The 15,646-nt window shown below is 47.8% G+C and carries 17 protein-coding genes and 1 riboswitch; of the genes, 14 read left to right on the top strand and 3 right to left on the bottom strand.

Features of this window, described 5'->3' with window-relative positions; translation table 11 throughout:
* The first annotated feature begins 189 nt into the window (after positions 1-189).
* From hxlA to CRG97_RS19635, 3 genes are all read left to right on the top strand, one after another.
* Positions 190-822, top strand: a complete 633-nt coding sequence (hxlA, locus tag CRG97_RS19645; protein WP_098746446.1) for a 3-hexulose-6-phosphate synthase — start codon at positions 190-192, stop codon at positions 820-822.
* A gap of 6 nt (positions 823-828) precedes the next feature.
* A complete protein-coding gene (gene hxlB / locus CRG97_RS19640) occupies positions 829-1,392 on the top strand; it encodes a 6-phospho-3-hexuloisomerase (protein ID WP_098746444.1) in 564 nt (187 codons plus the stop codon).
* Between the two features lie 83 nt (positions 1,393-1,475).
* A complete protein-coding gene (locus CRG97_RS19635; RefSeq protein ID WP_098746443.1) occupies positions 1,476-1,892 on the top strand; it encodes a winged helix-turn-helix transcriptional regulator in 417 nt (138 codons plus the stop codon).
* A gap of 297 nt (positions 1,893-2,189) precedes the next feature.
* On the opposite strand, the gene CRG97_RS19630 is transcribed toward CRG97_RS19635, so the two are convergent.
* From CRG97_RS19630 to CRG97_RS19620, 3 genes are read right to left on the bottom strand one after another with little or no spacing between them, the layout of a single operon-like run.
* On the bottom strand, positions 2,190-2,696 hold the full coding sequence (locus CRG97_RS19630; RefSeq protein WP_098746441.1) for an SRPBCC family protein: 507 nt from the start codon (positions 2,694-2,696) through the stop codon (positions 2,190-2,192).
* A 33-nt stretch (positions 2,697-2,729) separates the two neighbouring features.
* Positions 2,730-3,047, bottom strand: coding sequence for an ArsR/SmtB family transcription factor (locus CRG97_RS19625; RefSeq protein ID WP_098746439.1), 318 nt, complete (start codon positions 3,045-3,047; stop codon positions 2,730-2,732).
* A 24-nt stretch (positions 3,048-3,071) separates the two neighbouring features.
* Positions 3,072-3,410 (bottom strand): DUF1801 domain-containing protein, encoded by a 339-nt coding sequence (locus tag CRG97_RS19620; protein WP_098746437.1) that lies wholly within the window; start codon positions 3,408-3,410, stop codon positions 3,072-3,074.
* Between the two features lie 210 nt (positions 3,411-3,620).
* On the opposite strand from CRG97_RS19620, the gene CRG97_RS19615 reads away from it, so the two are divergent.
* The 11 genes from CRG97_RS19615 to CRG97_RS19565 all read left to right on the top strand — a co-directional run bounded on the left by CRG97_RS19615 (position 3,621) and on the right by CRG97_RS19565 (position 15,479).
* The gene (locus tag CRG97_RS19615; protein ID WP_098746435.1) at positions 3,621-3,899 is read left to right on the top strand and encodes a hypothetical protein; all 279 of its coding nucleotides are present in this window, start codon (positions 3,621-3,623) and stop codon (positions 3,897-3,899) included.
* A gap of 237 nt (positions 3,900-4,136) precedes the next feature.
* Positions 4,137-5,345, top strand: a complete 1,209-nt coding sequence (locus CRG97_RS19610) for a GTP-binding protein (RefSeq protein ID WP_098746433.1) — start codon at positions 4,137-4,139, stop codon at positions 5,343-5,345.
* A gap of 355 nt (positions 5,346-5,700) precedes the next feature.
* A complete protein-coding gene (locus CRG97_RS19605) occupies positions 5,701-5,952 on the top strand; it encodes a YolD-like family protein (protein WP_076321967.1) in 252 nt (83 codons plus the stop codon).
* Positions 5,953-6,060: 108 nt separating this feature from the next.
* Positions 6,061-6,140: riboswitch (ZMP/ZTP riboswitch) on the top strand.
* A 65-nt stretch (positions 6,141-6,205) separates the two neighbouring features.
* The gene (locus CRG97_RS19600) at positions 6,206-7,054 is read left to right on the top strand and encodes a bifunctional 5,10-methylenetetrahydrofolate dehydrogenase/5,10-methenyltetrahydrofolate cyclohydrolase (protein WP_098746722.1); all 849 of its coding nucleotides are present in this window, start codon (positions 6,206-6,208) and stop codon (positions 7,052-7,054) included.
* 298 nt (positions 7,055-7,352) lie between these two features.
* The gene (locus CRG97_RS19595; RefSeq protein ID WP_098746431.1) at positions 7,353-8,345 is read left to right on the top strand and encodes a LacI family DNA-binding transcriptional regulator; all 993 of its coding nucleotides are present in this window, start codon (positions 7,353-7,355) and stop codon (positions 8,343-8,345) included.
* A 181-nt stretch (positions 8,346-8,526) separates the two neighbouring features.
* Positions 8,527-10,032, top strand: a complete 1,506-nt coding sequence (locus CRG97_RS19590; RefSeq protein WP_098746429.1) for a glycoside hydrolase family 32 protein — start codon at positions 8,527-8,529, stop codon at positions 10,030-10,032.
* Positions 10,029-11,450, top strand: a complete 1,422-nt coding sequence (locus CRG97_RS19585; RefSeq protein WP_098746427.1) for a sucrose-specific PTS transporter subunit IIBC — start codon at positions 10,029-10,031, stop codon at positions 11,448-11,450. The genes CRG97_RS19590 and CRG97_RS19585 overlap by 4 nt, the downstream gene beginning before the upstream one ends.
* Before the next feature lie 175 nt (positions 11,451-11,625).
* Positions 11,626-12,426, top strand: a complete 801-nt coding sequence (locus tag CRG97_RS19580) for a Cof-type HAD-IIB family hydrolase (protein WP_098746425.1) — start codon at positions 11,626-11,628, stop codon at positions 12,424-12,426.
* A gap of 385 nt (positions 12,427-12,811) precedes the next feature.
* A complete protein-coding gene (locus CRG97_RS33790; protein ID WP_237566495.1) occupies positions 12,812-13,786 on the top strand; it encodes a hypothetical protein in 975 nt (324 codons plus the stop codon).
* A 326-nt stretch (positions 13,787-14,112) separates the two neighbouring features.
* Positions 14,113-14,460 (top strand): PadR family transcriptional regulator, encoded by a 348-nt coding sequence (locus CRG97_RS19570; protein WP_098746423.1) that lies wholly within the window; start codon positions 14,113-14,115, stop codon positions 14,458-14,460.
* A gap of 2 nt (positions 14,461-14,462) precedes the next feature.
* Positions 14,463-15,479 carry a hypothetical protein gene (locus tag CRG97_RS19565; RefSeq protein WP_098746421.1) on the top strand — a complete coding sequence of 339 codons (1,017 nt, stop codon included), beginning with the start codon at positions 14,463-14,465 and terminating at the stop codon, positions 15,477-15,479.
* Positions 15,480-15,646: the final 167 nt, after the last annotated feature.

The following is a 15,646-nucleotide window of genomic DNA, read 5'->3' as shown; positions in this document are numbered from 1 at the left end:
GTTTTTTACCAGCCGCATTGAGACAGCATGCTTAACAGAAAAAAATGAAGCCACTAACCCTTTGTCTCCATATTACTTACTTCCACGTAAGTATCTCACTTATAAGTACGTACTTCCGTAAAGTAAACTGTCGCTCTACAATGATCGTGTAGTCATTAAACAATACGTTCATAAGGAGAGATTAACAATATGGAACTTCAATTGGCATTGGATTTGGTGAATATTCCAGAAGCAAAACAAGTGGTGGCTGAAGTAGCCGAGTTTATCGATATCGTGGAGATCGGAACGCCCGTTGTTATTAACGAAGGGCTTCATGCCGTCAAAGCGATTAAAGAGGCGTTCCCGCATCTGCGCGTGCTGGCCGACCTTAAAATTATGGATGCGGGCGGTTATGAAGTGATGAAAGCATCTGAAGCCGGTGCGGATATCATTACGGTGCTTGGCGTATCCGACGATTCCACGATCAAAGGCGCGGTAGCGGAAGCCCTCAAGCAAGGCAAGCAAGTGATGGTGGATATGATCAATGTAAAGGACATTGAAGGCAGGGCGCGGGAGATCGATGCTTTCGGCGTGGATTACATCTGCGTTCATTCCGGCTACGACCACCAGGCGGAAGGCAAAAACTCATTCGAGGAATTGGCAGCGATCAAACGTGTCGTGAAACAAGCCAAAACTGCCGTTGCGGGCGGAATCAAAATGGAGACGCTCCCTGAGGTGATTCAGGCAAATCCCGATCTCGTCATCGTCGGCGGCGGAATTACAAGCCAAACCGACAAGAAGGCCACAGCGGCTCAAATGAACGAGCTTGTGAAGCAGGCATAAGTCACCATGAGTCATAACATCTTTCAACATGCATCCGTCATTGCCAAGGAGTTATCGGAATCCGTACAGCAGGTGGATGCTGGCCAGATCGAGGAATTGATTGAACGGATCGTGCAATCCGATGCCGTCTTCTTGGCAGGGGGAGGCAGATCCGGTCTGATGATCCGAGCTTTTGCCATGCGATTAATGCAGATGGGGTATAATGTTCATGTCGTGGGCGATACGGTAACTCCAGCCATCGGCGCGCGGGATTTACTACTTATCGGTTCAGGCTCCGGCGAAACGCAGAGCTTGGTGTCTATGGCACAGAAGGCCAAGGATATAGGCTCTGCCGTAGCGGTGGTAACCGTGAACCCCGAATCACGTATCGGTAAGCTTTCGGATGCGATCGTTCGACTACCGGGCACAACGAAGGATCAGCATCAAGGATCCCTTGTCACCGTTCAACCGATGGCCTCTTTATTTGAACAAACGATGCTGATCGTTTTGGATGCCGTCATCTTGAGATTGATGGAGATGAAGGAAGTTCACTCGGAAAATATGTTCGGGCTACATGCCAATTTGGAATAAGAAGCCAAGGTCTGGGTAAAGTTGCCGTTTTGATGATATAACCGCGACCGTTGTATACTGTAGGGAAGAAGGGGTGATGCATTATGGCAAGTGAAGTCAAGCAGCGAATCAATCTGAAGGAAATAAACTGCCATAAGGAGTTAACCCTGGCGGTCATCGGCGGCAAATGGAAGCTGATCATCCTATGGCATCTTGGCTTAGAGGGGGTTAAACGCTTCGGCGAGCTGAATCGAATGATTCCTCATATCACGCAAAAAATGCTGACCAACCAGCTCCGTGAATTGGAGGAAGATCAGCTCGTTCATCGCGTGGTTTATCCCGAGGTTCCGCCACGAGTCGAATATTCGCTCACGCCTTACGGGGAGAGCTTAATGCCGATTTTGAAGTTGATGTACGATTGGGGAAAAGATTACGGCGAACAGGTCATCTGGAAAGACGGCGAGTTGCCTGAGAATAAAGACGATGAACAGGCAAAGGAGCAAGCAGTCGCACAGAAGTAGTAATTTTTTTTGAACAATGGTTATGAATGTATGGGCAACGCGATCGTCACAAATGCATCGAGCTGTAATCAGCGGATTCATACATTCCCGGGTTGCTTTTACAAGGAAACTTGTCGTTTTTTCGGCAGGGTCCGAGTGACAGAACGATTCGTTGTCAGATGGCTTAGAGCAATGCAAGCATCGCCCCCCCCCCCCTTGAAGGAGGGAGTCGAGCGCGATGATGCTGAGCTCTGAAGAATAAAAAGGCGAACCTGTTGGTTCGCCTCCGCTGGTTTGAGCTTCCTTAATCCAATGTAATTATTGCTGGCTTTCGAGGTATTCAGCGAGTTGATCAAAAGTACCGCCAAATCCTTGTTTCACCATTGGAGCCATTTCATCAAACGCTGCTAGTTCTTCTGGAGTCGCGTTTACAGGGCCTCCCTGCATGGTAAGCGTAGTTTTTCCGTCGATTTCTTCAAGCGTGATGATATTCATTATTTCAAGCGGCCAGTTTGCGTTAAAAGGTGCACGTATCGTGTTACCTTCCTCATCTGAGAATGATTGAACGAATACCAGTTTCTCAGGAACGATAACTTCCTGATATACAAATTTACCCCACATGGCTTGGCTGCCGTCCGGAGACTTCTGACAACCTAGGAACATGCCTCCAGGACGTACATCCATTTTGATAACTTCTAAGGAAAACCCTTGAGGCCCCCACCATTTGCCGAAGTGTTCAGGGTCGGTCCAAACTTTAAAAACCAGTTCCCTGGGGGCATTGAAAACACGTGACAGAAGTAAGCCTTGTTTGCTTTGCTCGGACATTTGAATTCCTCCTAATAAGAAGGGGAGCGGCTGCTACCCTTTCTTTTGTAATTTTTCCAAATAATGCTCAAGTTGATCTAAGCGCTTTTCCCAAATACCGCGGAACGATTCCAACCATTCGTCCATCTCTTGAAGCGGTTCAGGTCGTAGTCTATATATTCGTCGATTAGCCTCCGCATGAACTTCTACCATTCCTGCTTCATGCAATAACTTTAAATGTTTGGAAGTCTGCGGTTGCCGGATTTTAAGACGATCAGCAATCTGACCGACAGTTAAGGGACCGTCTCGTAATAGTTCGACAATCTGCAATCGGTTAGGTTCGGCTAGTGCGTTCAACGTTGTCTGTTTCATATGACCTTACCCCCGATCTTGTTATTACAACGAACTTGATGCTTGAACTAATAGTTGGGCTAACAGTTCAAAATCTGGAGTATCATCTTTTCGAATTTTAAGCCATTTTCGTTCGGGTGGACCATCGAAATTTTGGGGGACTTCTAAATTTGTTGTGTTCATGATCATAAAGGCGATTGCATCTTTTGATGGTGAAATTACAGCTGCATACTGTCCGTTCTTTAGAAAATGTGGCTTTTTGTACTGAATTCGTTCTTCTACTTCCGGAATTGCTTCTTGGACCATGTGTCGAAGCTTTTTGCTGACGTCTACTTGCCAAGGCAAACTAAGGTTTTCGATGAACGAAATTACTTCCTGGCTCATATCGTATCCTCCTTATTTGTAAAGATTAACCAACGATTGATTATAATATACCATGATGAGAATATTCCTGTAAGGGAATATTAAGAAATGAATCTTGCCTGCACGTTTAAACGTCTGTTGAGCACCACATGATAGTTTTGCCGTAGGACTATGTAAGCATAGAAAAAGGCGAGAATGCCGCGCACGGCCGTATGAAAGCGACATACGACTGTGACCGTAAATCTTCTCGCCTTACGTTTTTCATTATCAATTATTATTATTATTATTGATCGTCTTCTCTCCTCATTTGGTAGTGATGGTGATAGTGGTGATGGTGATGATGATGGATCATATGATGGCCTGATGGATAACTATATGGATGAAAATGGGGGTGATGCTCATGACCGTGACCATGACCATGACCATGATGATAAGGTTGAGGTTCTCTTTGTTGAGTTTCTTGAAGGTTATAGTTTTGTTGATTCATCGAATTTCTCCTTTTCGTCTTGAGATAATTCATAGTATGTATACAAACGATTAGTGACACTTGACCATAAGAAAATGGGCAGCCAAGATAAAGGTTGAAAATAGTGATGAAATAAACCTCCGGTACTTAAGTGCCGGAGGTTTATTTTGCTTGCCGGATCATTTTTTGAACCGAAGGATTGACAATTGAAGTGCGGAGATATAACATCATACCATATAAATCGTAATAATTACGATTAAGAAATGGAGGAAGTTCATTAGATGAATAACAACAATAGAATTCCGGTTACTGTACTTAGCGGCTACCTCGGTTCAGGCAAAACGACGGTCCTGAATCATGTGCTTCATAATCGCGAAGGATTGAAGGTAGCGGTCATCGTGAACGACATGAGCGAAGTGAATATTGATGCGGATTTGGTTCGAGGGGAAGGAAGCCTGTCCCGAACGGATGAGAAGCTGGTCGAAATGTCCAATGGCTGCATCTGCTGCACGCTACGGGAAGATTTGGTGCAGGAAGTTCAGAAGCTGGCTCAAGAGAACCGTTTTGATTACATACTGATCGAATCGACGGGAATCAGCGAGCCTGTGCCCGTTGCGCAGACCTTTGTCTATCCGGATGGGGTGTCCGGCGTACAGTTGTCCGATCTCGCCCGTCTGGATTGCATGGTGACGGTGGTGGACGCGAACCGATTCTGGAAAGACTTCTCTTCGGGCCAAAGCCTGCTCGATCGGAAGGAAGCGCTGGGCGAAGAGGATACGCGGGAAGTCGTGGATCTGTTGATTGACCAGATTGAAATGTGTGATGTACTCCTATTGAATAAATGCGATTTGGTAAGCGAAGACGAGTTGGCCAAGGTGGAAGGCATCCTACGTAAGCTTCAGCCAAGCGCCAAAATCATACGCACTATGAAAGGACAAGTCTCTCCTGCGGAAATTATGAATACCGGTTTATTCGATTTTGAAAAAGCCAGTCAGTCCCCCGGCTGGATTCAGGAGCTTCAGAAGGAAGAGCATGTGCCGGAGACGGATGAATACGGCATCAGCTCTTTTGTTTATCGGAGAAGAAGACCGTTTCATCCAGAGCGGCTGGCAGAATTTTTGAGTTATTGGCCGGAAGAGGTCGTACGCGCGAAAGGGATCGCTTGGTTGGCTGTACGTGAGGACGTTGCGGCAAGTTTAAGTCAGGCGGGACCTTCGATTCAGTTCGGGCCAGCAGGATACTGGGTGGCAGCTTTAACCGAGCAGGAGCAGCAGGAGCTGATTCAGAGTGAGCCAGATGTGCAGCGAAAATGGGACGGCATCTGGGGAGATCGGATGACCGAGCTCGTGATGATCGGGATAAGGATGGAACAGTCACAGATCGAGCGGGAGCTGGACGATTGTCTGTTGACCGATCAGGAAATGCAGCTGGATTGGTCGACCTTTAACAATCCGCTGCCATGGATGGCCATCGAAGAGATATCGCTATAAGGTTATATTTTTTTTTTAAAAGTTAATCGTAATAATTACGAATAAGTAAGGAGCCACTTGAGTGGCTTTACTGGTTTTCTAGAATATAATCCCCTTTGCGTAGACAGTGCTGAAGAAGAGCGCTACAGTTTACTTAAAGGGGATTTTTGCCATGGATAGTTCATATACGAATACTTTGTTCTATAATGGATCTGTCAAGAACTCATACCTATCAAGTCCAGAGCGCCTGCTTTGTATTTGTTGTATAATAAGAAGAATAGGAAGAAGATTCCCAATTCATGTTTCGATGATAGCTTTATCGTATTTCAGAATGTAATGCTGACGCATGAGCAACATCAATCAGGAGGACAAGGTTATGGCAAAAGCAAAGGTTCCAAAGAGACCCACTAGAGATGAGTTTGTACTGGAAGAGCTCGGAAATCAGCTTACGGAAGCTTACCAGGAGGAATCGGTTATCGTGCTGACGGTCTGGGGAAGGGAAGAGGCGGTCCGCGGGCAAATCGATCAAATGGACTCCCGAACAGGGAAGGTACATATGAAACAGAATGGCGTTATTACGAAGGTTCCTTTTATGGACATTATGGAAGTGAATTATCCGAGAGACTAATCAGAATCATATGTGCTTCCCGCAAATGAATCAAAGAGATTGCGATTTAAAGCGGCCGGCTTCATACCCGGTAGCGCGATGTCCAAAGTCGTGGTATATTAAAAAAAGTTATCTATGTGTTACTGGCGTAGCTTGGGGCACCAAGAGGGAGCACATAGGATCATATGCCGTACGCCTGGGCAAGAGGTAAGGAGACGATCAGTCGCCTTGCCTCTTTATGTTTTTTAATACAATGGCGAAGGAGCGGATTAGCATGAGTAAGGAACCCGTAATTTTAGATGGAAAAAAGGTATCCGACGATATCAAGGCCAAGCTGACCGTAAAGGTACAGGAATTGAAGCAGCAGGGGGTAACGCCTTGTCTGGCAACGATTCTGGTTGGAGATGATCCTGCATCGGCGACCTATGTGCGGATGAAGGGAAATGCATGCGAGCGGCTTGGCATCATATCTAAGAAAGTGGTACTGGAGACATCGACAACGACCGAGGAGCTGATCGCCGCGATCCAGGAGCTGAACGAGGATCCGAATGTCCACGGTATTCTGCTGCAGCATCCGGTACCGCATCAAATCGATGAACGGGCGGCTTTTGATGCCATTGACATTGAAAAAGACGTGGATGGAGTCACCACGCTCGGGTTCTCGCAAAATGCGTTTGGTTTTGCCGATTACCCGTCTTGCACGCCTGCCGCGATTATTGCGATTATGGATTATTATGATCTGCCGATCGAAGGGAAGCATGCCGTGGTGGTCGGACGAAGTCCGATTCTGGGCAAGCCGGTCTCGATGATGCTGCTCAACCGCAACGCTACCGTTACGATCTGCCACTCGAGAACGAAGAACCTCGGGGAGATTGTGTCCCAGGGAGATATCGTAGTTGCGGCTGTCGGCAAGCCTAATTTCATTCAAGGGGATTGGATTAAGCAGGGTGCTGTCGTATTGGATGCCGGCTACAATAAAGGAAATATCGGGGACTGTGATTATGAAGCCTGCGCGAAGGTGGCATCTGCGATTACGCCGGTACCTGCCGGTGTAGGACCTGTTACGATTGCTACATTGCTGAAGCACACCGTCGAATCGGCCGAGCGGACCGTGCAAGCCTAAGGGAAAGCCATAGACCATTTGCATATGAATTAAGGGGGGCGCCCATGAACAATCCCCTTCGAATCGCTTCATTTCATGTAAGAGTCTGGAATATGGAAGAGATATGGCCTAGGCAATGATAGGCTTGGAGCCCGCATTTCACGGATCCTTGGACGTCATGGTATAGTTAGGAAAAAGCGAAATCGAAGGGGAGAGTTTTCATGGACAAACTCTACATTACCAATTGTGCTGCCCAACAAGGAGCTGTGGACGATAAACTGTTCGTTGCAGCGCCGCAAGCGGCTCCCGGGAGCACCGAATGAAGAACACGATTGCAGATATTGCCAAAAAAGCCGGAGTTGCCAAAAGCACGGTCTCCCGTTTCTTAAACGGAGGTTCCGTCAGTAATGCAACACGCCAAAAGATCGAGCTGGTCATTCAGGAAACCGGTTATATTCCGAATTCGTTTGCACAGAGCTTGAAAGCGAAAAAAACCAGCATGATCGGCACCATTGTGCCGCGTCTGGATTCATTCTCGGCATCGCAGACCGTTGCCGGCATGGATGAAGAATTAAGGAAACACGGTTATCAGCTTCTCATTATCAATGCAAGCCAGGACTTATCCAGGGAGATTGAAGCGCTGTATGATCTTGCCAGGCAAAAAATATCAGGCATTATTCTGTTCGCCACGCAGGTGACGGAAACCCATCTTGCCGCGATTAAAGAGATCAGTATCCCCGTCATCCTGCTTGGACAACAGCATAAGGATGTCCACAGCATGATATATAACGACTATGCCGCAGGTTATGACATGGGGAGATATGTGCTGTCCAAGGGACACCGTCATATAGCCTATATCGGTGTGACGGAAAAAGACGTTGCTGTCGGAGTTCAGCGGAAGGAAGGGTTTCTGAAGGCGTTAAGCGAGTATGACGAGGTCGAAGCGGTTCTCTACGAGAGTGGATTTAAGATGTCGGATGGTGTGAAGACCGCATTGTCCATTTTTGAGTTGAACCGAACGCTGCCAACTGCCGTGGTCTGCGCTACCGACAATATCGCGTTAGGCGTTATGAAAGCGGCTCATATGAAGGGCATTCAAATTCCTAACGAACTCTCGGTTACCGGATTTGGCGGATACGACGTAACCGAGGTGATTCATCCCGGATTGACAACGATTAAATATGGATATTCCCAAGCGGGCCACCTCGCAGCTCAGCATATCATAAAGCTGGTCAATGACGAGTCTGTGGATTTCCTGACGGTCATGAATTGCGATATGATTCATCGGGAAAGCGTTGACAATCTAAATTAGGTATTTTATACTGAAAAAAACGGAACCGGTTCCAATACTGCTTTTGCTTGGTATTGGAGCTGAGTTCATTATTTTTACCTCTGATTGGAACCGGTTCCGCTACAAATGGGTTAGGCTGATGTTCACGCATGGCATGATCAGTTTGTTTTTTTGAGAAAGCCTATTTACAAGGAGAAGAGACATGGACAGAGAACGAAGATACCGACGCCTGGATCAGGCCTCTCCCGAAGAGATTGACTCCTTGAAGGAGCAAGCGAAACGAAGCGAATGGAGGCAGAGGTTTCACGTACAGCCCATCATGGGCTTGCTGAATGACCCCAACGGATTTTCTTATTATAACGGGGAATACCACTTGTTTTATCAATGGTTTCCTCTGGGCACGTTTCACGGCCTGAAATACTGGTACCATACCTCCTCCACGGACTTGGTGCACTGGCAAAACAAAGGCATCGCCATTGAGCCCGGGCACTCGCATGATGCATATGGCGCCTATTCGGGAAGCGGAATCGTGAAAGACGACAAACTGTATCTGATGTATACCGGGAATGCCCGGGATGAGGAATGGAACAGGCATTCTTATCAATGCATGGCCGTGATGGACCGTTTTGGCACCATCGCGAAGTTCGATAAGCCGCTGATTGACCGTGTGCCGGATGGATATACCGAGCATTTCCGGGATCCGAAGGTATGGAAAGACGAAGACCTGTTCCGGTTCGTCATCGGCGCCCAAAGGGACGATCAAACAGGAACGGCTGTCGTGTATGAATCACCGGATTTGCTGGATTGGTCATGCAAAGGGGAAATCCAGACCCGTCTTGAACATTTCGGCTATATGTGGGAATGCCCCGATTATTTTGAACTGGAAGGACGGGGCGTGCTGCTGTTTTCGCCGCAGGGGCTGAGTCCGCAAGGCGACGAATTCCGGAACGTTTACCAATCCGGCTACATCGCGGGCAAGCCGCTGGATCGGGAGAAGCTGGAGTTTGAACACGGCTCCTTTTACGAGCTGGACAGAGGTTTTGATTTCTACGCACCACAGACCATGGTGGATGAGAAAGACCGGCGCATCATGGTAGGCTGGATGGGTTTGCCTGAGGTCGTTTATCCAACCGACTCGCATGGCTGGGCGCATTGTTTGACGCTTCCGCGTACGCTCTCGTTCCGTGAGGGTAAGCTGATTCAGCAGCCCGTCTCCGAGTTGGAACTTCTTCGTGAGACGACAGCTATGGAAGCAGCGGATACGCTTTACAGCGAAGTGAAGAGTTATGCAGGGGTTGAGGGAACCGTATTCGAGATGATATGCGAGTTCCACTCGATCGAAGCGGACGTTGTTGGCATTGAATTTCGAGCCGGCGAAACGGAGCGGACCGTCATCCGGTATGAAGCCGTCAGGCAAAAGATTACGCTGGATCGCTCATCATCGGGTGCAACGATTGTGAGTGATTACGGAACGACACGTACCTGTATGCTGCATGCCAAAGTAAACTCAATCAAATTCCATCTCTTTGTGGATATTTCTTCGGCAGAAGTGTTCGTCAATGATGGCGAAGAGGTGTTTACGAGTCGGATATTTCCAAAGCAGGACAGCCGCCATATTCGATTTTTCGCAAAAAACGGCAGCGCCGGCTTGAAGGTCACGAAGTGGGATCTTGCCCAAGCCGTAAAAGATATAGAAGGGGATGAATGAACATGGCAGCGGATAATCGGAAAATTGCAAAGCAGGTAGTGGAAGCCATCGGTGGCAGGGAGAACATCGCTTCCTTTGCCCACTGTGCTACGAGACTCCGAATTATGGTTCACGATCAGAAGAAGATTGACCAGAAGAAGGTCGAGAATATCGATAAGGTCAAAGGCGCTTTTTTCAACTCCGGCCAATATCAGATTATTTTTGGGACGGGAACCGTTAATCAGATTTTTGAAGCGGTAGAATCGCTTGGGCTGGAGAGCACAAGCAAGGATGAGTTGAAATCCGAGGCGAAAAAATCAGGAAATCCGTTTCAGCGGGCGATTCGCACGTTCGGTGACGTCTTTGTACCGATTATCCCGATATTAGTCGCCACAGGTTTGTTCATGGGATTACGGGGATTATTGACGCAAGAAACCGTCCTCGCATGGTTTGGAGCGACGCCCGACGATATTTCGCCTAATTTTCTGCTTTTCACCCAGGTACTAACGGATACGGCTTTTGCTTTCTTGCCGGCATTGGTGGCATGGTCCGCATTCCGGGTGTTCGGAGGGAGCCCCGTGCTTGGTATCGTGCTGGGTTTGATGCTGGTTAACCCGGCTCTTCCCAACGCATATAGCGTGGCGAACGGTTCGGCCGAAGCGCTCATGCTCTTCGATTTCATTCCGGTTGTCGGATATCAGGGTTCGGTCCTGCCAGCCTTCTTCATCGGACTGCTGGGCGCGAAATTCGAGAGATTTTTGAGAAAGCGTATTCCTGAAGCGATTGATTTGATCGTTACGCCATTTTTAACCCTGCTCGTTATGATCATCCTTGGTCTGTTCGCAATTGGGCCCGTGTTCCACTCTCTGGAAGAGGTAGTCATGAACGTGACCACCTTCTTGCTGGAGCTGCCGTTTGGCATTGCGGGTCTTGTGATCGGTTTCTTCAACCAGATCATTGTAGTCACCGGCGTGCATCATATTTTCAACTTCCTTGAAATTCAGCTTCTTGAGAAGACGGGAAGCAATCCGTTTAATGCAATCGTGACTAGCGCCATGGCAGCGCAGGGGGCAGCTTGTCTGGCTGTTGGTCTCAAGACAAGAAACAAGAAACTAAAGGCGTTATCCCTGCCATCCGCATTCTCGGCCATGCTGGGAATATCGGAGCCGGCGATCTTCGGGGTCAACCTCCGTTACGTCAGACCGTTCGTTATCGCCCTGATCGGCGGTGGCGTGGGCGGTTTCATGGCTTCCCTCTTCCAGCTTGAGGCTACGGGTATGGCGATTACCGTTATACCCGGTACGCTCCTATACTTGAACAGTCAGCTTCCACTTTACATTTTGTGCAACTTAACAGCGATGGCTATAACGTTTGTACTGACTTGGTTGTTCGGATTCAATGATAAAATGCTCGATGAGGTTCGCTCGGAAGCGAAATAATTATTTTTATTTTTTCGATTTTTGATATCGTGAAAACCGCGCTCCGGCGCGGTTTTTATGCATTGTCGGGAAGCGCCGGATCCGACCTTGCTGAAATTGTGGCTTGCTCTGAAATGCTTTTCATCATTTACAATAGGGTTACTGGCTAGAATATACGGAAGAGAGGCGAGTTTCATTGAATAGGAAAATCATATTTTTTGATATTGACGGGACGCTGCTGGATCATGAAAAAAAGGTTCCGGCTACAACGAAGGAGTCCATACAAGAGTTAAAGGATGCCGGGCACATCGTCGCCATAGCGACAGGGCGCGCTCCTTATCATTTTGAAGAACTGCGGGAGGAGCTCGGTATCAATTCCTATGTTTGTTTGAACGGACAGTATGTGGTTCACGAAGGCCAACCGATCTATGGAAATCCATTGGCGATAGATGCCTTGCAGCAGCTGACGGAGCAGGCCGTGGAGCTTGATCATCCGATCATCTATGCCGGCAGTGAAGCCATGAAGATGAACGTAACCGAGCATGTTCATATCGATTCCAGCTGGGGCGAGCTGAAACTTACGATCCCGGAATATGATCCCGAATATTACTTGGGCAGAGACATTTATCAGGCTATTGTATTCTGCACGGAGGAAGAGGAAGCGGCTTACGTGAACAGATTCGAAGGTCGGTTCGATTTCGTTCGATGGGGTCCTTATGGAATCGATGTGTTACCGTCGGGCGGATCCAAAGCGGAAGGGATCAAACAATTAATTCAGCTGCTGCACATCGATCTCGAGGATACTATCGCTTTTGGTGACTATCTGAATGATCTGGAGATGCTGTCACTTGTAGGCCACGGTGTGGCTATGGGCAATGCGCCGGAGATCGTTAAGCAGGCGGCCAGATATATAACCCGGGATGTTGATCAAGATGGTATACAGTACGGTCTTCGTATGTTGGGTCTACTGGGCAAGGAAGCGCAGGAGATCGTATAGTTTTATTGTGATAAAAAGTTATGCAGCGTGTCAGTCTTCGTTCCTACGGAACGATAAGGACTGGCATGTTTTCGGTTTGAAGCGTATTTTAGTATTTTAGGTAAGGACCAAACCGAAGTAAAGAATGCCTTTGGATCACGCTTAAGAAGGGGAATACCTGTTAAACCAGATGAAAAGGCTTTCAAGGCTTGGTTTGATCAATCATATTTAAGACTAAGGTCTAGCTGGAAAGTAGACCTCAGTCTATTTTCGGGAAAGAAATGTTTCTGTAAAATTATTGAAAACTGAGTTCGAAATGAAAACTGAAGGAGCTGTTCCCAACGATGTCTTCAAATAATCAAAATCAGATTGGAGAAACAATGATTAAGAGGATGGTGCTCAGATTATGAGATTAGTTGATAAAGATCCGACCATACAATCTTATTTTAAAGTTTGGGCTGCACTCGGGGCCTGTGCCATAACTCTGATAATCGTTATATTGAAGCCTTTTTTTCCAGACGGGCCAGAATATACAAAGGGATTTGCTCCCCTGTGGGTTACGGCATTCGCCGCAATAATTGGAGTGATCGCTTTGCTGCTGTCAACGGGTTGGACACGAGTAAGATTTGTACCACGGCTACTCGTACTAACCAGTGCATGGAGTGCTTCTATTCTATTAACTTGGTCATCAGCTGGTATTGTCTTTGACGCACTCCGAACGGCCGCTGTGCTTGGAATACCTGGTTTGCCCCCTGTCGTGGACTGGTTAGGCTTTGCGTCTCGGGCTATAAGCCTCACAGGGGCAATATTACTGGCGATGGTTACCATCTCTTATCAGCGCGTATCCCGCGGTGCATGTGTTTCGTGTGGCCAAGGGCTCTTGATCAAGGGGAAGATTCGCTCGAATGCGTGGCTTGGCTATACCGCCTTCATCCTTTCTTTTCCATACCCTTTACTGAAAATCTACTGGTCAATTGGCGGGGCCTTAGGGGGCGGTCAAAATTTCGGTCATCATACTGCGTTTGGGGAAATTCTGGTTTTCGGCGCTAGTGCATTGCTTTCCCTTGCTCTTGTCCAAAGGTGGGGGCGCATATTCCCACGTTGGGTCCCGTTTTTTGCTGGCAAAAAAGTTCCTCGCTGGATTTTAATCACTGGAGGTTGGATCGCCGCCTGCATGACAGCTCCTATGGGACTACTGGCGATATTTGGGGCTTTAATGCAAGCACTAGGTCTGGCTGATGGTCCAGTGCGTTTTGATGGCAACGGATTGATGGTATCGATGGTGTACGGAGGATGGTTGTTGTTAGGCATCGCACTTGGCGGAGCCACCTGGGGCTATCAGCAGCAAACTAGAGCCAGTTGCGTACAATGTGGCCAATAACTTTATTTATAAGGGGGCCATTTTGAGAATGTTTCACTATATTGCAGAGGGAACTGATTCGTTCGGCAATCGTGAAACGTTAACCCATCCGGCGGTGGCTGTCTAAATGAGATGAGAGTATTTTAAGAAGGTTATCTTATGGTCTGGGACTGTCCCGGTCGTAGGATAACCTTTTTTACATGAAAGGAGAGGCTTTAATGTGGCCTGCTGTCTGGTTCAGTAGCCTTGCAACAAGTATTAATCGAAAAATATTTGTGGATAATAATCATTAGACTATATACATTAGTGTGTGTCATACAGTATAATGACTTCCAGGAGTTGATGATATGTCAGAGGATCAAGATATTCTGCACAGTTTGGTGCAGGAGCTTCGGCGAGGAACCATCATTCTTGGTGTCCTTAGCCAATTGTCGGAACCTCAGTATGGATATTCATTGGTGACCATATTGCAGGAGAAGGGAATCAGCGTGGAAGCGGGTACCCTGTACCCCTTGCTGCGGCGGTTGGAGAAACAAGGCTTGCTGAATAGCGAGTGGGATACGAATGAGGCTCGTCCGAGGAAATATTACATCATAAGTCAGTCAGGCAAGGCTATATATCGGCAGCTGTACCATGAATGGAAGGATATGATGACAAGTCTGGAAGGGCTTGTTGATGACAAGGGGGACTTTTAGTTATGGATCTGATAAACAGGTATATTTATGCGGTGACCCAGAAGCTGCCCGAATCCCAAAGGGCCGATATTGAAAAGGAACTTCATGGACTCGTCGAAGACATGCTGGAAGACCGGGGAGTCGGCGGGGAGACCGCAAGTTTGGAAGAGGTGGAGCAGGTGCTGCTTGAGCTCGGGCCGCCCGGGGAAATGGCAGCCAGATACAGAGGAAGGGAAAGGTATCTCATTGGCCCTGGTTTGATTGACAGTTATTGGTCCGTCCAGAGGATTGTTCTGTATTCGATAGTCGTTGCTCTTGGCATCGTCTACATCGTTGATTTCTTTACAAGCACGGAACCCACTGCCGAGAAGCCTCTGGAATATCTTGTCTCCCTGCTTAGCGTGGGAATCCACGGGTTTGCATGGGTTACCGTTATTTTTGCCTTTATCGAATACCGCGGGGCTCGCCAAGTCTCCAATGATCCATGGAAACCCTCGGAATTGCCTGCAATTCCGGAACCAGGCGTTCGGATTAAACCGATCGAGCCGGTGCTCGGCATCCTGTTTTCCGTGCTGTTCTTCGTCCTGTTCACGTTTTCCATTAACCTGATCGGTGTTCATCGATTCAATGAAAACTCGATCGCCATTCCGGTGTTTGAACAGGCTGCCTTTGCCAAGTATTTGCCGCTCATATGGTTTCTTACCGCCTTCAGCATATTCAATGAAGCCAGGAAATTGATCACAAAAAAGTGGACGCCGCAGATTGCCGTCATGCATGTCATATTTAACGTTGCTTCCGTTATCGTTGCGGTGATGCTGTTCTCCGATATGACGATTTGGAATCCGACATTCATGGATCAGCTCGTTCAATCAGGCCTCGTAACACCGGGAGATGAAGCGTATGATACCGTAAAATCAATTTGGGATCGATCCAGGGACGGCCTCATTTACGTCATTGTGGTCATTGCCCTTGTTGATACCGTATCTGTCGGGATGAAACGGTTTCGAGGAAAGGAAGGAAATACGGCGTTAACCAAGTAAAGACAAAAGTGTTGAAGCAAAGGGTGTCCCAACAGATCTTGGATCTGGCGGGATGCTCTTTTTTGTTGTTAGGAGACACCATAGGCATTACGCACGAATCGCTCCTCCCCCACTTTTGCCGCCATTCACGAGCCAACTTTCCTCCGCGTCACCGTGTATTTAGTTGG

Origin of the sequence: Paenibacillus sp. EZ-K15 (assembly GCF_002573715.1) — a bacterium.
GTDB lineage: Bacteria > Bacillota > Bacilli > Paenibacillales > Paenibacillaceae > Paenibacillus_AQ.
The sequence above is the reverse complement of the archived record's forward strand: the minus strand, read 5'-3'. Positions and strand labels throughout refer to the sequence as shown.